Below are 14,397 nucleotides of genomic sequence, written 5' to 3' on the forward strand. Positions count from 1 at the left end.
CGGTCGCTGCCGCCGTCGCCGCCGCAGCCGCCGACGGCGAGTCCGCCCCACAGGGGCCACCCGCACCCGACGACGAAAGCAGCACGGGCGGTGCGGGTGGGAAAAGCATCGAGGCCGAGGGCGTAGCCGAGGCCGTGGGGTCCGGCTCCGCCGCCACCGCTCTCGCCAAGGCCAACCTCACCGGTACCCGAGCGCAGCTCTACCTCGTCCTGGACCGCTCCGCGAGCATGCGCCCGTACTACAAGGACGGTTCCGCACAGGCCCTCGCCGACCAGACCGTAGCCCTGGCAGCCAATCTGGACCCCGAGGCCAAGGTCCACGTCGTCTTCTTCTCCACCGAAGTGGACGGCACCACAGACCTCACCCCCGCCTCCCCCGAGACCGCGATCGACGAGGTCCACGCCGGCCTCGGCCGCATGGGCCGTACCAGCTACCACGCCGCCGTGGAAGCCGTACTCGCGCACTACGACAAGAACGCCACCCCCGGCACCCCCGCCCTCGTCGTCTTCCAGACGGACGGCGCCCCGGACGCGAAGACCCCGGCGACCCAGTCCTTGACCGACGCCGCGAAGTCGCACGCCTCCGTGTTCTTCTCGTTCGTCGCGTTCGGCGACCACGACAACAAGGCCTTCGACTACCTCCGCAAGCTGAAGACCGACAACACGGCCTTCTTCCACGCGGGCCCGACCCCCCTGGAGCTCACGGACGCCGAGCTCTACGACGGCGTACTGATCGACTGGCGCCCGTAACACCGAAACCCCTGTGCCGCCCGCTTCCCACCCCGTAAAACGGGAGGCGGGCGGCATACCCATGTCGGCTACGATTTCAAGGTTCGCAACAACAGCAACACACCGACCTGGGAGCAGCCCCCCGATGGCTCGACACCTCATCACCAGCGCCCTTCCGTACATCAACGGGATCAAGCACCTGGGCAACATGGTGGGGTCCATGCTCCCGGCGGACGTGTACTCCCGCTATCTCCGCCAGCGCGGCCACGACGTGCTCTACATCTGCGCGACGGACGAACACGGCACCCCGGCCGAGCTGGCCGCGAAGGAGCAGGGCATCCCCGTAGCGGAGTTCTGCGCCCAGGCGCACGACGCGCAGAAGGCGGTATACGACGGCTTCGCGCTGGCCTTCGACTACTTCGGCCGGAGTTCCTCCCCGCAGAACCGCGAGATCACCCAGCACTTCGCCCGCCGCCTCAACGAGAACGGCTTCATCGAAGAGCGCGCGATCCGCCAGGTGTACTCGCCCACCGACGGCCGTTTCCTCCCGGACCGCTACGTCGAGGGCACCTGCCCGCACTGCGGCTACGACAAGGCCCGCGGCGACCAGTGCGAGAACTGCACCCGCGTCCTGGATCCGACCGACCTGATCAACCCGCGCTCGGCGATCTCCGGCTCCACGGACCTGGAGGTGCGGGAGACCAAGCACCTCTTCCTCCTCCAGTCGAAGCTCCAGCACGAGGTGGAGGAGTGGGTCGCGGCGCACGAGGAGGAGTGGCCGCAGCTCGCCTCCTCCATCGCCCGCAAGTGGCTCACCGAGGGCCTCCACGACCGCGCGATCACCCGCGACCTGGACTGGGGCGTCCCGGTCCCCGCCGACACCTGGCCGGAGCTGGCGGCCGAGGGCAAGGTCTTCTACGTCTGGTTCGACGCCCCGATCGAGTACATCGGCGCGACGAAGGAGTGGGCGGACGCGGCCCCGGCCGGGGAGACCCGCGACTGGAAGTCCTGGTGGTACGAGAGCGACGCCACCGTCCGCTACACGGAGTTCATGGCGAAGGACAACGTCCCGTTCCACACGGTGATGTTCCCGGCCACCGAGCTCGGCATCCGCGAGCCGTGGAAGAAGGTCGACTACGTCAAGGCCTTCAACTGGCTGACGTACTACGGCGGAAAGTTCTCCACGTCCCAGAAGCGGGGCGTCTTCACCGACCAGGCCCTGAGCATCCTCCCGGCCGACTACTGGCGCTACTTCCTGATCGCCAACGCCCCCGAGTCCGACGACTCCTCCTTCACCTGGGAGCACTTCACCGCCACGGTGAACAAGGACCTGGCGGACACCCTCGGCAACTTCGTCAACCGCGTCCTGTCCTTCTCGAAGAAGCGCTTCGGCGACGAGGTCCCTGCGGGCGCCGACGCGGGCCCGGCGGAGGCGAAGCTCGGCGAGGAGATCGCCGGCCTGCTGGCCGAGTACGAGACCCAGATGGAGGCCCTCCAGTTCCGCAAGGCCGCGGCGGCGCTGCGCGCCCTGTGGTCGGCGGGCAACTCCTACCTGGAGGAGAAGGCCCCCTGGCTGGAGATCAAGACCGACCCGGAGGCCGCGGCCCTCACCCTGCGCACGGCGATGAACCTGATCCACCTCTACGCGGTGGTCTCGGAACCCTTCATCCCGGCGTCGTCGGCGGCGATGCGCCAGGCGTTCCAGCTCAAGGACGACACCACCACCTGGGTCTCCGCCGAAGAGGCCCGCGCCCTGTCCGCCGTCCCCGCCGGTACCCCCTTCACCGTCCCCCCGGTCCTCTTCGCGAAGCTCACGGAGGAGGACCTGGAGACGTACAAGGAGCGGTTCGGCGGAGACCAGGGGTGACCCGATGACGTACTGGACAGGGACGACCCGATGACGTACTACGTCACCACCCCCATCTACTACGTCAACGACGCCCCGCACCTCGGCCACGCCTACACCACCGTCGCCGCCGACGTCCTCGCCCGCTGGCACCGCCGGCGCGGTGAGGACGTCTGGTTCCTCACCGGCACGGACGAGCACGGCCAGAAGATCCTGCGCACGGCGGAGGCGAACGGCGTGTCCCCGCAGGAGTGGGCGGACCGTCTGGTCGAGGAGTCCTGGAAACCCCTCTGGGACCATCTCGCCATCTCCAACGACGACTTCATCCGCACCACCGAGCGCCGGCACACCGACCGGGTCCAGGAGTTCGTGCAGGACCTGCACGACAAGGGCGAGATCTACAAGGGCGGTTACGAGGGCCCGTACTGCGTCTACTGCGAGGAGTACAAGCTCCCCGGCGAGCTGATCGAGGCGGAGGACGGCAGTGGGACCCTGTTGTGCGCCATCCACCGGCGGCCCGTGGAACTCCTCAAGGAGGAGAACTACTTCTTCAAGCTGAGCGAGTACGGCGACCGTCTCCTCGCCCACTACGAAGCCCACCCGGACTTCATCCAGCCCGCCTCGGCCCGCAACGAGGTCGTGAACTTCGTCCGCCAGGGCCTCCAGGACCTGTCGATCTCCCGCTCGACCTTCGACTGGGGCGTCAAGGTCCCCTGGGACACCTCGCACGTGATCTACGTCTGGGTCGACGCGCTCCTCAACTACGCGACGGCGGTGGGCTACAACGAGAACCCGGCGAAGTTCGAGGCGACGTTCCCGGCGGACGTCCACCTGGTCGGCAAGGACATCCTCCGCTTCCACGCGGTGATCTGGCCGGCGATGCTGATGGCCAACGGCCTCCCCCTCCCGGGCCGGATCGCCGCCAACGGCTGGCTGCTGGTCGGCGGCGAGAAGATGTCCAAGTCGAACCTGACGGGCATCAGCCCCGAGACCCTGACCGCGCACTTCGGCGTGGACGCCTACCGCTGGTACTTCCTCCGCGCGATCGCCTTCGGCCAGGACGGCTCCTTCTCCTGGGAGGACTTCACCGCCCGCTACACCAGCGAACTCGCCAACGGCTACGGCAACCTGGCGTCCCGGGTGACCGCGATGACGGCCAGGTACTTCGACGGCGCGCTGCCCGCGCCGGGGGAGGAGACCGAGGCCGAGCGCTCACTCAAGTCGGCTCTGCTCACGGCGACTTCGGAGGCGGACCGCCGTATCGGCGACCAACTCGACTTCCAGGGCGGCATCCTGGCCGTCTTCGACTTCGTCCGGAAGGTCAACGGCTATCTGACCGACCAGGAACCCTGGAAGGTCGCCAAGTCCGACTCCCCCGAGGCCCGCGACCGCCTGGCGACGATCCTCTACACGGCCGCGGACTCGCTGCGCGCGATCGCGATCCTCCTCGAACCGGTCATGCCGGAGACGTCGGAGCGCCTGTGGGACTCCCTCGGCGCCTCGACGTCCCTGGGCCCGCTACGGGACCAGCACATCCGGCAGGCCTCCGACTGGGGACAACTCCCGCCCGGCTCCCGGGTGACGAAGGGCGCGGTGCTCTTTCCGCGTCTTGAAGACCGTGAGGACCGTACGGACTCCACGGACTCTTAGCCGAGCACGCTGAACGTGTCCTCCGCCCGGTCCCGTCGCGCCACCAACTCCCAGGCGCCGTCAGCGATTTCGTCCGGGTCGAGGGTCCGGTCGCCGACGTTCCCGAACTGCTCGGGGTTCGACGTCAGCAGTTGGTGGATGTCACCGCGCTCGATGAGTCCGCCGATGACCAGGTTCCCTGCGTACACCCCGGTGCCTGCCAGCGCGGCGTTCAAGGTCAGGGCGTAGTTGCGCAGGGCGGCCGACGAGACGGCGAGCGCGCCGAGCGTGGGCATCGGCACCACGGCACTGAGCCCGCCCGCGAACACCAACGCGCCGCCACCCCGCTCGACCATGCCGGGCAGCACCCTGCCCACCACGTCGACGGCCGGATACATCCACGTCATCGCCTCCTGGACGCCGGCGGAGTCGGTCTCGGTGATCGACTTGGGGCGGCTCTCGTCGAGGTCGAGGGCGCCCGGCCCGTAGTAGACGAGGTCGATACGGCCGTACCGCTCGGCGACGGAGTCGAGAACCGAGCCGAGCTGCTTGGTGTCGCGCACGTCGGCGACGTAGGACGCGGCTTCGACGCCCGCCGCGGCGAGTGACGCGACGTAGCGGGCGTGCCGGACGTCGCTGCGGGACACCAGCGCAACGGTGTATCCCTCGCGGCCGAAGCGGTGGGCGACGGACATGCCGAGGCCGGGGCCGACCCCGAGGACGACGGCGATCTTGGGCTGTTGCGATGCGGGCATGGCGGAGCCTTCCGGGGTGAATTCACGGACATGGCTAACTTGAGGTGCACCTCAACTTATGTCTCCGACCGTAGCACGGAACCTGAGGCTCATCTCAAGTTCCGTATGATGGCGTCATGCACCAGCCCGATCCCACTCCCGCTCCCAAACCCCTGCGGGCCGACGCCGCGCGCAACCGCGACAAGCTCCTCGTCGCCGCCACCCAGGCGTTCGGGGAGCGCGGCCTGGACGCGCCGCTGGAGGAGATCGCCCGGCGGGCCGGGGTCAGCATCGGCACGCTGTACAACCACTTCCCGAACCGGGAGGCGTTCTGGGACGCGATCTTCCCGGAACGGCTGGCCGCGCTGGAGCGGATCATCGAGTCGGCGTTGGCGGCCCCGGACCCCTGGGACGGGTTCGTCGGGTACATCGAGGGACTCTTCGCGCTGCAGGCCGAGGACCACGGCCTCAACGACGCGATGGCACAACGGTTCCGGCCGGCGGGGGAGGTCGAGCAGGCCTGTCACCGCGGCTTCCGGCGCGCGGAGCTGATCATCGAACGGGCCCGGGACAGCGGGCAGTTGCGCCCTGATTTCGAGCCGGAGGACCTGGTCACCCTGATCTGGGCGATGTCCCAGGTGATCCGGGAGTCGATGGCGACGGCCCCCGACACCTGGCGCCGCTGCCTGGCCTTCTTCCTCGACGGACTGCGGGCTGGTGCGGCGCATCCCATCGCGGTGCCACCATTGACCCCGGGTCAACTCAGCGAGGTCATGCGGGCTCGGTGACGGACCCCGACGTAGACGTGTTCGCGCCAACCCGTAAGGTGCCGCCATGGCAGTCCCCGAGGTCATCCCGATCGCCTACGACCCGAATCAGCGCAGCGGGGCCGTCGGCCGCTACGCGGACGGTCAGTTCCTGGCGTCGGTCACCTACGCGTTCCCCCAGGGTTTCCGTCCCGCCGACGGCTGGGAAGAGCAGAAACGTCTCTACACGGTGCTCCACACCTTCGACGCCGCGGGCCGGTACCGCGACTCGGAGATCTGGTGCGCCGGCACCTGGGCCGAGCAGCAACGCGCCCCGCACGGCGACGACTCGGTCCTCTCACAGGCCCGCATCCACCTGGCGAAACTGCTGCGCGCCCTCCCCCGCCGCAGCTACACCGATATCGCGGTCCGCCCCTTCCAACGCACCGTGGACGGCGTCCTGTTCGGCCTGCTGGTCGAGGAGGACGAGGACGGCAGCTGGGCCGAGCTGTATCCGGACCGGCACGCCTTCGGCCCGCCGTGGGACGGCACGTACGACAGCTGAGCACCTGGCCCGGAAAGTCCAACTCCCGCACAGCCGCGGGCTTTACACTGCGCGTCAGTTGTCGGCGCACAGGGGATGCGCCCGGGGTGGGAGGGGACTCACATGCTCAAGTCACGGACGTCCAGGGGCAGATGGAGAGCCGTCGCGACGGTGGCCGCGGTGCTGGCCGGTGGTTCGCTGCTGCCCGCCGCGCCCGCGTTCGCGGTCCACGGAGCAGCTCCCGGCGACTTCAACGGTGACGGGTACCGCGACGCCGTACTGCCCGCGCCCGGCGCGAACGTGTCCGGCAAGGAGGCGGCCGGCGCCGTCGTCGTCCTGTACGGCTCGAAGTCGGGGATCTCGGCCGCCCACCGCAAGACGATCACCCAGAACACCGCCGGGGTACCGGGCACCGCGGAGGCGGGTGACGGGTTCGGCTCCGCCACCGCGACGGCCGACCTCAACCGGGACGGCTACGCGGACCTCGTGGTCTCCGCGCCGTACGAGGACACGACCCGCGGCAAGGACGCGGGCCTGGTCACCGTGTTGTGGGGCGGCAAGAGCGGGCTGACGACGGGCACCGACCTGCCTGCGCCGTCGGACTACCTGGAGCGGTACGGCACCGACCTGGCCGCTCTGAGCATCGGCGCGGGCAGCAGGACGCAGGTCGCGGTCGCCGGATCGGACTCCCTGGTCTTCAAGGGACCGTTCAGCCGCACCGGCACCTACGGTTCGGCCGTACCCGACCAGAACACCGCCTCTCCGGCGAGCGTCGCGCTCGGCGACTTCGACGGCGACACCGTGCTCGACCTGGCCGTCACCACCCAGGGCCTCAGCGACCTGAGCGGTGGCGAGGTCTACGTCGACCCGGCCACCACCGTCATGCAGCCGAAGCGGGGCAACGGCCTCATCGCCGCCTCGGGCGACGTCAACGGCGACGGGTACGCCGACCTCGTCGTCGGCGACCCCTGGGAGCCCGATGTCGCGGGTGTGGACGGCGCGTTGGGCGGACGCGTCCTGGTCTACTACGGCACGGCGAAGGGCATCGCGGCGACCGCCGAGCCCGTACAGCTCACCCAGGACACCGCCGGGGTGCCCGGCGCGAGCGAGAAGGACGACGAGTTCGGCGGCGCCCTGGCCGTGGCCGACCTCAACCGGGACGGGCTCGCCGACATCGTCGTAGGCGCCCCCTCCGAAAGCCTCTCCGGCAAGAGCCGGGCCGGAAACGTGACGGTGATCCCGGGCCGTCGCACGGGCGCCCTCGGCAGCGGCTCGTACTCCTTCTCCCAGGACACGGCCGGCGTCCCCGGCGCCTCCGAGATCGACGACTTCTTCGGTACGACGGTCTCGGTCGGGGACGTCAACAAGGACGGAAAGCCCGAGCTGTTCGTGAGCGCGGCCTACGAGAACAACGCCACCGGCGCCGTCTGGGTCTTCCCCGGCAGCACCTCCCGTCCGACGGCCACGGGCACCAAGCTGTTCACCGGACCTGCGGTCGGCCTCACCCAGAAGAGCGACACGGCCCTGGGTGGGTACGGGCTCCTCTGGCTGATCTGAGGCAACGGCCTTTCTCCATCGGCTACTTGAGGACGCCGGCCCCGGTCGTGGTCGCGAGCTCCGTCGGCAGATTCTTCGCCGACGTCTCCAGACCTGCCGTGAGGGTCGGCGTCCAGTTCACGGTGGTCTTCAGCTTCTTGGAGTTGGCGGCGTTGTAGGCGGCGACGAGGTCGGTGGCCGTTCCGTTGACGAGGTTGCCGCTGCCCGCGATGGACCCGGTGCCGTCACCGCTGAACAGCTTGCCGAGCTTCTGGCTCGCGGACACCTTCCAGTAGTTGTTCTGGGCGACGACCTGGGCCTTGGCACGGGAGTTGACGCTGTAGAGGAGCGTGTAACCGTTGAGGGCGGTCGTGTCGTAGTAGTTGTTGTAGATGTGGATCTGCCCGATCCGGGCCAGCGGCGCCCGCTGCACGATGCCCTTCCACACGTTGTGGTGGATGGAGACGCGCAGCTTGCCGACGCTGTCGGTGTCGCTGCTGCCGATCAGCATCGTCTTGTCGTGGTTGGTGAACTGGTTGCGCTCGACGGTCACCAGGTCCGAGCCCTTGGTGATGTCGAGGTCGCCGTCGTGGATCTGGTACTGGCGGCCGTAGTACGTCGGGTCGGAGGTGTCGAGGCCGGGCGCGTCGGTGAACGTGTTGTGGTCCGCCCAGACATGCGTGGCACCGCGCAGCGTCACGGCGTCGTACTGCGAGTTCCAGTTGCCGCTGTCGCCGTCCGTCGGGTCCCACTGCGGGAAGCAGTCCTGCGTGGCGGCGAAGGTCAGGTTCCGCACGATGACGTTGTCCACGCTCTGTACCTGGAGCATGCCGCCGGTGATCCCGGCCTTGGTGCCGGGCACACCCACGACGGTGGTGTTGGCAGGCACCTTGAACACGATGTTCTTCGCCTGCTTGACCTGCGCCGCCGCCCGCGCCTTCTCCTGCGTACCGGAGGGCAGCTTGGAGGTGCCGTAGGCGGAGGGGTCGAAGGCCTTGAGGTAGGCGGACAGCGAATAGCCGGTCCCCGCCGAGTAGTCGGCGCAGCTCAGCTTCTTCCCGCTGTCGTCGGTGTTGGCGTCGATCGTGCCCTTGATCTTGACGATCCGGGGCGTGGTGTCACTCGCGGACCCCAGCGCCTTCACGAGCTGCGCCCGGGTGCTCACGGTGAAGATGTGCGCGGCATCGGCCTTCGCGCCGCCGGTGGTCCCGGTACCGGACGAGGCCCAGCCGTCCTTGGCCGCGAGGGTCTGGTGGTACAGGTCGACGCTGGTGCCGGCGGCGTTCGCGTTGAGCACGAGATAGCCCGCACCGACGCCCGCGGCGGCCACGGCGGCCGTGACGACGATCGTGCGGCGCGTGCGGAGGGAACGGCGGTGGGAAGGAGTGGCCACGGGAAGTCCTTTGGTACGGCGAGGGTTTACGACTCCTCAGTGGCCGTCAGGATCAAGAAAGTTGCCGCGGCCCGCCAACTTTCTTGATCCTGCGCATGGTTGACGCTCTATGAGGACGCGGATGCCGATGCCGACGCGCTCGGCTGGGTGTCCGTGCTGTCGTGGGTCTCGTCCGGGGCGACGCCCATCGTCAGGTGGGCGCGGACACCCTTGGCGATGCGCTTCTTGTCGTACTCAAGGAAGAGCAGGCCGCCCTCGTGGCCGTTCTGCGGGTAGATCGTGTCCTCGGTGAGGGTGGTGCGGGTGGTGGTGTTGGTGGAGTACGGCTCGACCGTCGCCGACGCGAGCACGGATTTCTCGTCGAAGAAGAGCTGGCCGGTGTGACAGGTGTGCCCACCTTCATAACCGGCGTCGGTCCACTCACCGTCGACGTGCACCTTCACGTGGATGTGGACGCAACGGCCCTGGTACCAGCCCGGGAACACCGTCTTGAAGGTGACGTGGCCGCGCTTGTCGGTCTTCCAAGTGCCGCGCAGATAACGCTCGTCGTCGGTCGGCTCGGAGTGACCACCGCCGGTTCCGCCGGAGGGGGCGCCGGACGGGGGTTCGCCGGTGGGGGTGCCGGAGGGTGCGTCGGTGGGAGCGCCGCCTCCGCCACCACCTCCGCTGCTCATCGCCTCATAGCCGGAGTAGATGCCGAGCGCGCTGCAGTGCCAGATGTCTACGGCCGCGTTCCTGAGCGGCTTGCAGGTCTCCGCGTCGATCACCTTGAGGGTGAGGGTCAGGGGAATGCCCACCTCGTCCTCGGTGATGTCCTGGCGGATCTTGTCGGCGTCGATGTAGTACGGCCCCTCGGTGGTCTCCGAGGTGAGCGTGTAACACGTCTCGGCACCGCTCGCCGTGCTCTTCCCGGGCGCGGTGGGACTCGCCCCGTCCGCGAAGGCACTCGCGGCGAGCCCTCCGCCCACACCCACCGCGGCGACGGCGGCTCCGCCCGCGACGACGACCTTGCGTCGGGTCAAGTCCCGTTTGTGCGCGGGGGATTGGTTACGCGGTTGTTCCGGCGACTCGTTGGTTGTTTCGTTTCCCGTCATGCCCGGACGGTAGGTAAGAGGCCTGTAAGAAACATGGGCGTGAGCTGTGATTTCCCATGAATCCTGAAGTCGCTTCCTCAGCTTGAGCCGAGGCGCTGCCCGCGCATGCGGTGGAGGAGGGCGACGAGGGCGGTGGGGGTGAGGGGGAGCATCCGGGTGGGGTCGTCGCTCTCGCGGAGGAGCAACTCACCTTCTAGGGCGGCCACTTCCACACAGTTGGCCCCGTCGCTTCCGCTGGAGAAGGTCGACTTCTGCCACTGGATCACGTCTCGCAGTTCCTTCCGCTATCGCGGGTCGGCTCCGAGATGGCGCAGGAGTCCGGCGAGCCCGGTGGAGGTGACGGGGAGTATCCGGCTGGGATCGTCACTTTCCCGGAGGAGCCAGGCGCCGTGACTCTGGGCCAGTTCCACGCACTCGTTGCCGTCTCCACCGCCGGAGAACGAGGACTTCTGCCACTGGATCACGCCTTACAACTCCTTCGTCATTCGGTGGATGTAGTCCTGCGACTTGGCAGGTGCAAGGGCCGCCGCCTCCACCCTACGGAAGAGAGTTCGCATGGCCAGTAGTTGGGCGGGCGCATCCACGAACACCGAGCCGTACGGGGCATCCCGCTGCACAGTGTCCAGCTCGGGCACCCGTCCACCGGCATAAAACATCATCGCGCCCGCGCCGGCGAAACCGTCCACGTCGAACGGGATCACGCGCACGGTGATGTTCGGACGCTCCGACTGGCTCAGCAGTTCGTCGAGCTGAGAGCGAGCTACCACGCGGTCCGCGACGCGCGTGCGCAGTACGGACTCATGCACCAGCGCCTCGTAGGAAGCGGCATCCTCCCGGGTGAGGACCTGCCTGCGGCGCAGACGATGTTCCACCCTCAACGCCCGCTCGTTTTCTGGTAGTTCAGGAATGACGTAGTCGAAGACCGCCCGCGCATAGTCTTCGGTCTGGAGCAGCCCGGGCACGTGAGCAGTGCCGACCACCTGCATGAACCGCGCGTGATGCTCCAGCTCAGCCAAGTCCTGGAAGACGGGTGGCAGTACGTCCCGGTACTCGTCCCACCAGCCGCGCGTACGATCCGTCGCCATCTCCACGAGGGCATCGACCAACTCCCGGTCCGCGCAGGCGTACTGCACCGCCAGCCTGCGTACCCGATCCCCGCTGACCCCGGCATTACCCGCTTCGATCTGACTCATCTGGGCGGGGTTCGTTCCCAACAGACGAGCCGCCTCGCGAGATGTCAGTCCCGCCGCCTCGCGGAGTTTGCGCAGCTCAGCACCGAGGCGTACTTGACGAGCGGTTGGTTGAACCCTTGCGGGCATCCGGCTCCCACTTTCCCAACTTCACTGTCTTCAGACGAGGTTGAAAACACAGTTCGGGTGCCAGATTACGCGAACGACTTGCTTCGGCGAAACATTTGGCCCTACCGTCAGTGACGCGACGCACACCCTGCGGAATACCGGGACCCCGGAAGCGCACCGCCCCGCCCTGCCATGACGGCCGCGACAAGCCACCGCCCGCCGACCCGCAGAACACGCCAACTCCCCCTCCCTGACCAGGAGTCACGCATGCCCGAAACCGAAGAACCAGCCGCCGCAGCCGCCCCTTGGGAATACACCCTCACCATCCCCCAAGACCTCCGCGCCGTCACCGTCAGCCGCCGCACCCTCCGCCTGATCCTGACGATGCACGGACTGATCGGCCTGGTCGACACCGCCGAACTCCTGGCAACGGAGCTGGTCTCCAACTCCGTACGCCACACGAAAGGCCCCGTGGCTCTACGCGTCTCCTGGAAACCCGGCACCCTCCGTATCGGCGCCTGGGATGCGAACCCCGAACCCCCGGAGCCCCCAGGGGAGTTGACCAAGCTCCTGGACGGGGAGGAGGGCCGCGGCCTGGGCCTCGTCAAGGCCTGCGCCGATCTCTGGGGCTGGCAGCCGCTGTCCAGGAACGGCAGCCGGGGCAAGTACGTCTGGTGCGAACTGACCACGGCAGCCTGAACGTTCCTCCGCCCCTCGAAGGAGTGAACGTCCCCAAATCGACCGGCCATCCCGGTCCTTGATCCACCTAGGTTGCGCACATGGTCACATCAACCCACGAGGCGACCCACCGGCTCTTCCAGGAGCATCCGGAGGCCCTCACCCTCGTCTTCGAGTCACTGGGCATCCCGCCGCCCGAGAAGTCGGACTTCGGCTCGATCACACCCGACGCCACCGAAATCCGGCCCCTTGAGCGCCGCGTGGACACGGTGCTCAAGTTCGAACCCGCCATGGGCGAGAGCTTCCTGCTCGCCATCGAGTCCCAGACCAAGAAGGACCCGGACAAGGCGAAGAGCTGGGCCTACTACGTGGCGCACCTCAGCGCGAAGTACGACATGCCCGTGCTGCTGGTGGCCGTATGTCGAGACCGATCGACGGCGAAGTGGGCAGCAGGCCCCTTCGAGTGCGCTGTGGGCCCCTGGTCGACCCAGGTCACACGCCCGTTCGTGCTGGGACCGGGCACCGTCCCGGTGATCACCGACGAGTCGACGGTGACCCGGCAGCCGGCCCTGGCGGTGCTCTCGGCCATCGTCCATAGCGACGACCGGCGAGCGCCCGCCATACTGGAGACGCTGGCCCGCGGACTCCTGTCATTCGACCCAGGCACCACGGCGTATTGGTTCGAAGTAACGGAAGTCGGCTTGGAGAACACTCCGGCCAAGGAGAAATAGAGAGAGCTGATGTCGAACGTCATCACCCACTTCCCGGGCCACGGGACGCTCTTCGAGGAGAAGTACCTGGAAGGCAAGACAGAGGGCAAGGCCGAGGAGGGCGCCTCGTTCATCCTGCGCGTGCTGGAAAAGCACGGCATCGACATCCCCGACCACATCCGGGAACGCATCACCTCCTGCACCGACCTCGACACCCTCACCCTCTGGTTCGACGGTTCCCTGACCGCGTCCACGGCGGAAGACCTGTTCGTCGAGAGGGCCGAGGCACCTCAGCCCCAGGCCGGCACCGACCAGGCCTGACGACTCAAGGCCGAACGGGCGGGCCGTACGTAGGACGCCGCTGGCGGCAACGCCGCAGCTGATCCCTCACACCGCTACGGCCACGCCCAGCGCCGCCCGCGCCGTAGCGATATGGGCGAGGCCCTCCTTGGCCACCCGCGTCGCCTCGGCGTACTCGTCCGCCGTGTGGGCCGCGGACAGTTGGGCACCTGCCGCGCGGTGGCACTCCGCGGCATCGGTCAGGGCTCGGGTCGCCGTTTCGCCGGCCCCGGCCCAGATCCTCGCCTCCGGGACGGACAGGCTCGCGCCGAGCCGCAGCACCCAGCCGCTGGCCTCGACCTCCGCGTCCAGGTCGGAGAGGTGGGACACGCCCCGCGTCCGGTGCGAGCGACGCTGCGCGGCGACGGCGAACGCCGCCCCGGCTATCAACAGCAGTGCGAGCACGACGTATCCCATCGCTTCCTCCCGGCGTTCACATGGTCCATGAGGCCGGGCGGTTCCGACCTCGTACGTCCATGACACGCCCTGCCTCTGTGCAGGCACATCGATATTCCTGTGTGTCCGCTGCGAGGTTTCCATGGTGGGGGGCGGGTGGGACGTACGAGGTCGGTGTGTTCGTCAGCCTGTCGTGGCCGACGGTGACGCGGACGCCGAAGCCGACGGGCCGGGTCCGCCCGGGGCTCCGCCGCCCGTGCCGTCGTTCGTCTCGTCCGGCACCACCCCCAGCGTCAGATGCCCGTGCACGCCCCGCCCGATGCGCCGTCTGTCGTACTTGAGGTACAGCAGGCCGCCCTCGTGGCCGTTCTGCGGATAGATCCCGTCCTCCGTGAGCGTCGTGCGGGTCGTCGTGTTCGAGACGTACGGCTCCACAACCGCCGACGCCAGCACCGACTTCTCGTCGAAGAACAACTGGCCCGTGAAGCAGGTGTGCCCGCCCTCGTAGCCCGCGTCCGTCCACTCGCCGTCCACGTGCACCTTGACGTGGATGTGGACGCAACGGCCCTGGTACCAACCGGGGAACACCGTCTTGAAGGTGACCTGGCCGTGCCGGTCCGTGTGCCAGGTGCCGCGCAGGAAGCGGTCGTCGTCGGTGGGTTCCTGGTGGCCTCCGCCGCCACCGGGCGGACCGCCCGTCGGGGTGCCGGTCGGGGTGCCCGAGGG

At 68.5% G+C, this 14,397-nt stretch carries 16 protein-coding genes and 1 pseudogene; 9 read left to right on the plus strand and 8 right to left on the minus strand.

Annotation, left to right across the window (positions count from 1 at the left end):
* The 3 genes from R6V09_RS28830 to metG (R6V09_RS28840) form a co-directional block, all read left to right on the plus strand.
* Positions 1–749: VWA domain-containing protein (locus tag R6V09_RS28830; RefSeq protein ID WP_317884371.1), on the plus strand; the 749-nt coding region annotated here is incomplete at its 5' end.
* 124 nt (positions 750–873) lie between these two features.
* Complete coding sequence (metG, locus tag R6V09_RS28835) at positions 874–2,595, plus strand: methionine--tRNA ligase (RefSeq protein ID WP_317884372.1); 1,722 nt, start codon at positions 874–876, stop codon at positions 2,593–2,595.
* A gap of 30 nt (positions 2,596–2,625) precedes the next feature.
* Positions 2,626–4,224: a methionine--tRNA ligase gene (gene metG, locus R6V09_RS28840; protein WP_317884373.1), complete on the plus strand. Its 1,599-nt coding sequence runs from the start codon at positions 2,626–2,628 to the stop codon at positions 4,222–4,224.
* On the opposite strand, the gene R6V09_RS28845 is transcribed toward metG (R6V09_RS28840), so the two are convergent.
* The gene (locus R6V09_RS28845) at positions 4,221–4,958 is read right to left on the minus strand and encodes an SDR family NAD(P)-dependent oxidoreductase (RefSeq protein ID WP_317884374.1); all 738 of its coding nucleotides are present in this window, start codon (positions 4,956–4,958) and stop codon (positions 4,221–4,223) included. The genes metG (R6V09_RS28840) and R6V09_RS28845 overlap by 4 nt on opposite strands.
* Positions 4,959–5,074: 116 nt before the next feature.
* On the opposite strand from R6V09_RS28845, the gene R6V09_RS28850 reads away from it, so the two are divergent.
* From R6V09_RS28850 to R6V09_RS28860, 3 genes are all read left to right on the plus strand, one after another.
* The gene (locus tag R6V09_RS28850) at positions 5,075–5,725 is read left to right on the plus strand and encodes a TetR/AcrR family transcriptional regulator (protein WP_317884375.1); all 651 of its coding nucleotides are present in this window, start codon (positions 5,075–5,077) and stop codon (positions 5,723–5,725) included.
* A 46-nt stretch (positions 5,726–5,771) separates the two neighbouring features.
* Complete coding sequence (locus R6V09_RS28855) at positions 5,772–6,248, plus strand: hypothetical protein (RefSeq protein ID WP_317884376.1); 477 nt, start codon at positions 5,772–5,774, stop codon at positions 6,246–6,248.
* Positions 6,249–6,350: 102 nt separating this feature from the next.
* On the plus strand, positions 6,351–7,784 hold the full coding sequence (locus R6V09_RS28860) for an FG-GAP-like repeat-containing protein (RefSeq protein ID WP_317884377.1): 1,434 nt from the start codon (positions 6,351–6,353) through the stop codon (positions 7,782–7,784).
* A 22-nt stretch (positions 7,785–7,806) separates the two neighbouring features.
* On the opposite strand, the gene R6V09_RS28865 is transcribed toward R6V09_RS28860, so the two are convergent.
* From R6V09_RS28865 to R6V09_RS28885, 5 genes are all read right to left on the minus strand, one after another.
* Positions 7,807–9,156, minus strand: a complete 1,350-nt coding sequence (locus R6V09_RS28865) for a pectate lyase family protein (RefSeq protein ID WP_317884378.1) — start codon at positions 9,154–9,156, stop codon at positions 7,807–7,809.
* 107 nt (positions 9,157–9,263) lie between these two features.
* Positions 9,264–10,250, minus strand: coding sequence for an intradiol ring-cleavage dioxygenase (locus R6V09_RS28870; protein WP_317884379.1), 987 nt, complete (start codon positions 10,248–10,250; stop codon positions 9,264–9,266).
* 77 nt (positions 10,251–10,327) lie between these two features.
* Entirely contained in the window at positions 10,328–10,516 is a 189-nt protein-coding gene (locus R6V09_RS28875; RefSeq protein WP_317884380.1) for a DUF397 domain-containing protein, read from the minus strand.
* Positions 10,517–10,534: 18 nt separating this feature from the next.
* The gene (locus R6V09_RS28880; protein ID WP_317884381.1) at positions 10,535–10,714 is read right to left on the minus strand and encodes a DUF397 domain-containing protein; all 180 of its coding nucleotides are present in this window, start codon (positions 10,712–10,714) and stop codon (positions 10,535–10,537) included.
* Positions 10,715–10,717: 3 nt separating this feature from the next.
* Positions 10,718–11,569, minus strand: coding sequence for a helix-turn-helix domain-containing protein (locus R6V09_RS28885; RefSeq protein WP_317884382.1), 852 nt, complete (start codon positions 11,567–11,569; stop codon positions 10,718–10,720).
* Between the two features lie 246 nt (positions 11,570–11,815).
* On the opposite strand from R6V09_RS28885, the gene R6V09_RS28890 reads away from it, so the two are divergent.
* The 3 genes from R6V09_RS28890 (at position 11,816) to R6V09_RS28900 (ending at position 13,257) form a co-directional block, all read left to right on the plus strand.
* Positions 11,816–12,247: an ATP-binding protein gene (locus tag R6V09_RS28890; protein WP_317884383.1), complete on the plus strand. Its 432-nt coding sequence runs from the start codon at positions 11,816–11,818 to the stop codon at positions 12,245–12,247.
* A gap of 80 nt (positions 12,248–12,327) precedes the next feature.
* Positions 12,328–12,957, plus strand: coding sequence for a hypothetical protein (locus R6V09_RS28895; RefSeq protein ID WP_317884384.1), 630 nt, complete (start codon positions 12,328–12,330; stop codon positions 12,955–12,957).
* Positions 12,958–12,966: 9 nt separating this feature from the next.
* Positions 12,967–13,257, plus strand: coding sequence for a hypothetical protein (locus tag R6V09_RS28900; protein ID WP_317884385.1), 291 nt, complete (start codon positions 12,967–12,969; stop codon positions 13,255–13,257).
* A gap of 66 nt (positions 13,258–13,323) precedes the next feature.
* Here the strand turns inward: R6V09_RS28900 and R6V09_RS28905 are convergent, their stop codons facing one another.
* Both R6V09_RS28905 and R6V09_RS28910 read right to left on the minus strand, forming a co-directional pair.
* A complete protein-coding gene (locus R6V09_RS28905; protein ID WP_317884386.1) occupies positions 13,324–13,692 on the minus strand; it encodes a hypothetical protein in 369 nt (122 codons plus the stop codon).
* 162 nt (positions 13,693–13,854) lie between these two features.
* Positions 13,855–14,397, minus strand: a pseudogene (locus R6V09_RS28910) (dioxygenase); the annotation flags it as partial.

Source organism: Streptomyces sp. W16 (assembly GCF_033194735.1).
Classification (GTDB): Bacteria; Actinomycetota; Actinomycetes; order Streptomycetales; family Streptomycetaceae; genus Streptomyces.

Coding starts and splice junctions, on each gene's coding strand:
- metG (WP_317884372.1), top strand. CDS start 874: ATGGCTCGACACCTCATCACCAGCGCCCTTCCGTACATCAACGGGATC.
- metG (WP_317884373.1), top strand. CDS start 2,626: ATGACGTACTACGTCACCACCCCCATCTACTACGTCAACGACGCCCCG.
- R6V09_RS28845 (WP_317884374.1), bottom strand. CDS start 4,958: ATGCCCGCATCGCAACAGCCCAAGATCGCCGTCGTCCTCGGGGTCGGC.
- R6V09_RS28850 (WP_317884375.1), top strand. CDS start 5,075: ATGCACCAGCCCGATCCCACTCCCGCTCCCAAACCCCTGCGGGCCGAC.
- R6V09_RS28855 (WP_317884376.1), top strand. CDS start 5,772: ATGGCAGTCCCCGAGGTCATCCCGATCGCCTACGACCCGAATCAGCGC.
- R6V09_RS28860 (WP_317884377.1), top strand. CDS start 6,351: ATGCTCAAGTCACGGACGTCCAGGGGCAGATGGAGAGCCGTCGCGACG.
- R6V09_RS28870 (WP_317884379.1), bottom strand. CDS start 10,250: ATGACGGGAAACGAAACAACCAACGAGTCGCCGGAACAACCGCGTAAC.
- R6V09_RS28885 (WP_317884382.1), bottom strand. CDS start 11,569: ATGCCCGCAAGGGTTCAACCAACCGCTCGTCAAGTACGCCTCGGTGCT.
- R6V09_RS28890 (WP_317884383.1), top strand. CDS start 11,816: ATGCCCGAAACCGAAGAACCAGCCGCCGCAGCCGCCCCTTGGGAATAC.
- R6V09_RS28895 (WP_317884384.1), top strand. CDS start 12,328: ATGGTCACATCAACCCACGAGGCGACCCACCGGCTCTTCCAGGAGCAT.
- R6V09_RS28900 (WP_317884385.1), top strand. CDS start 12,967: ATGTCGAACGTCATCACCCACTTCCCGGGCCACGGGACGCTCTTCGAG.
- R6V09_RS28905 (WP_317884386.1), bottom strand. CDS start 13,692: ATGGGATACGTCGTGCTCGCACTGCTGTTGATAGCCGGGGCGGCGTTC.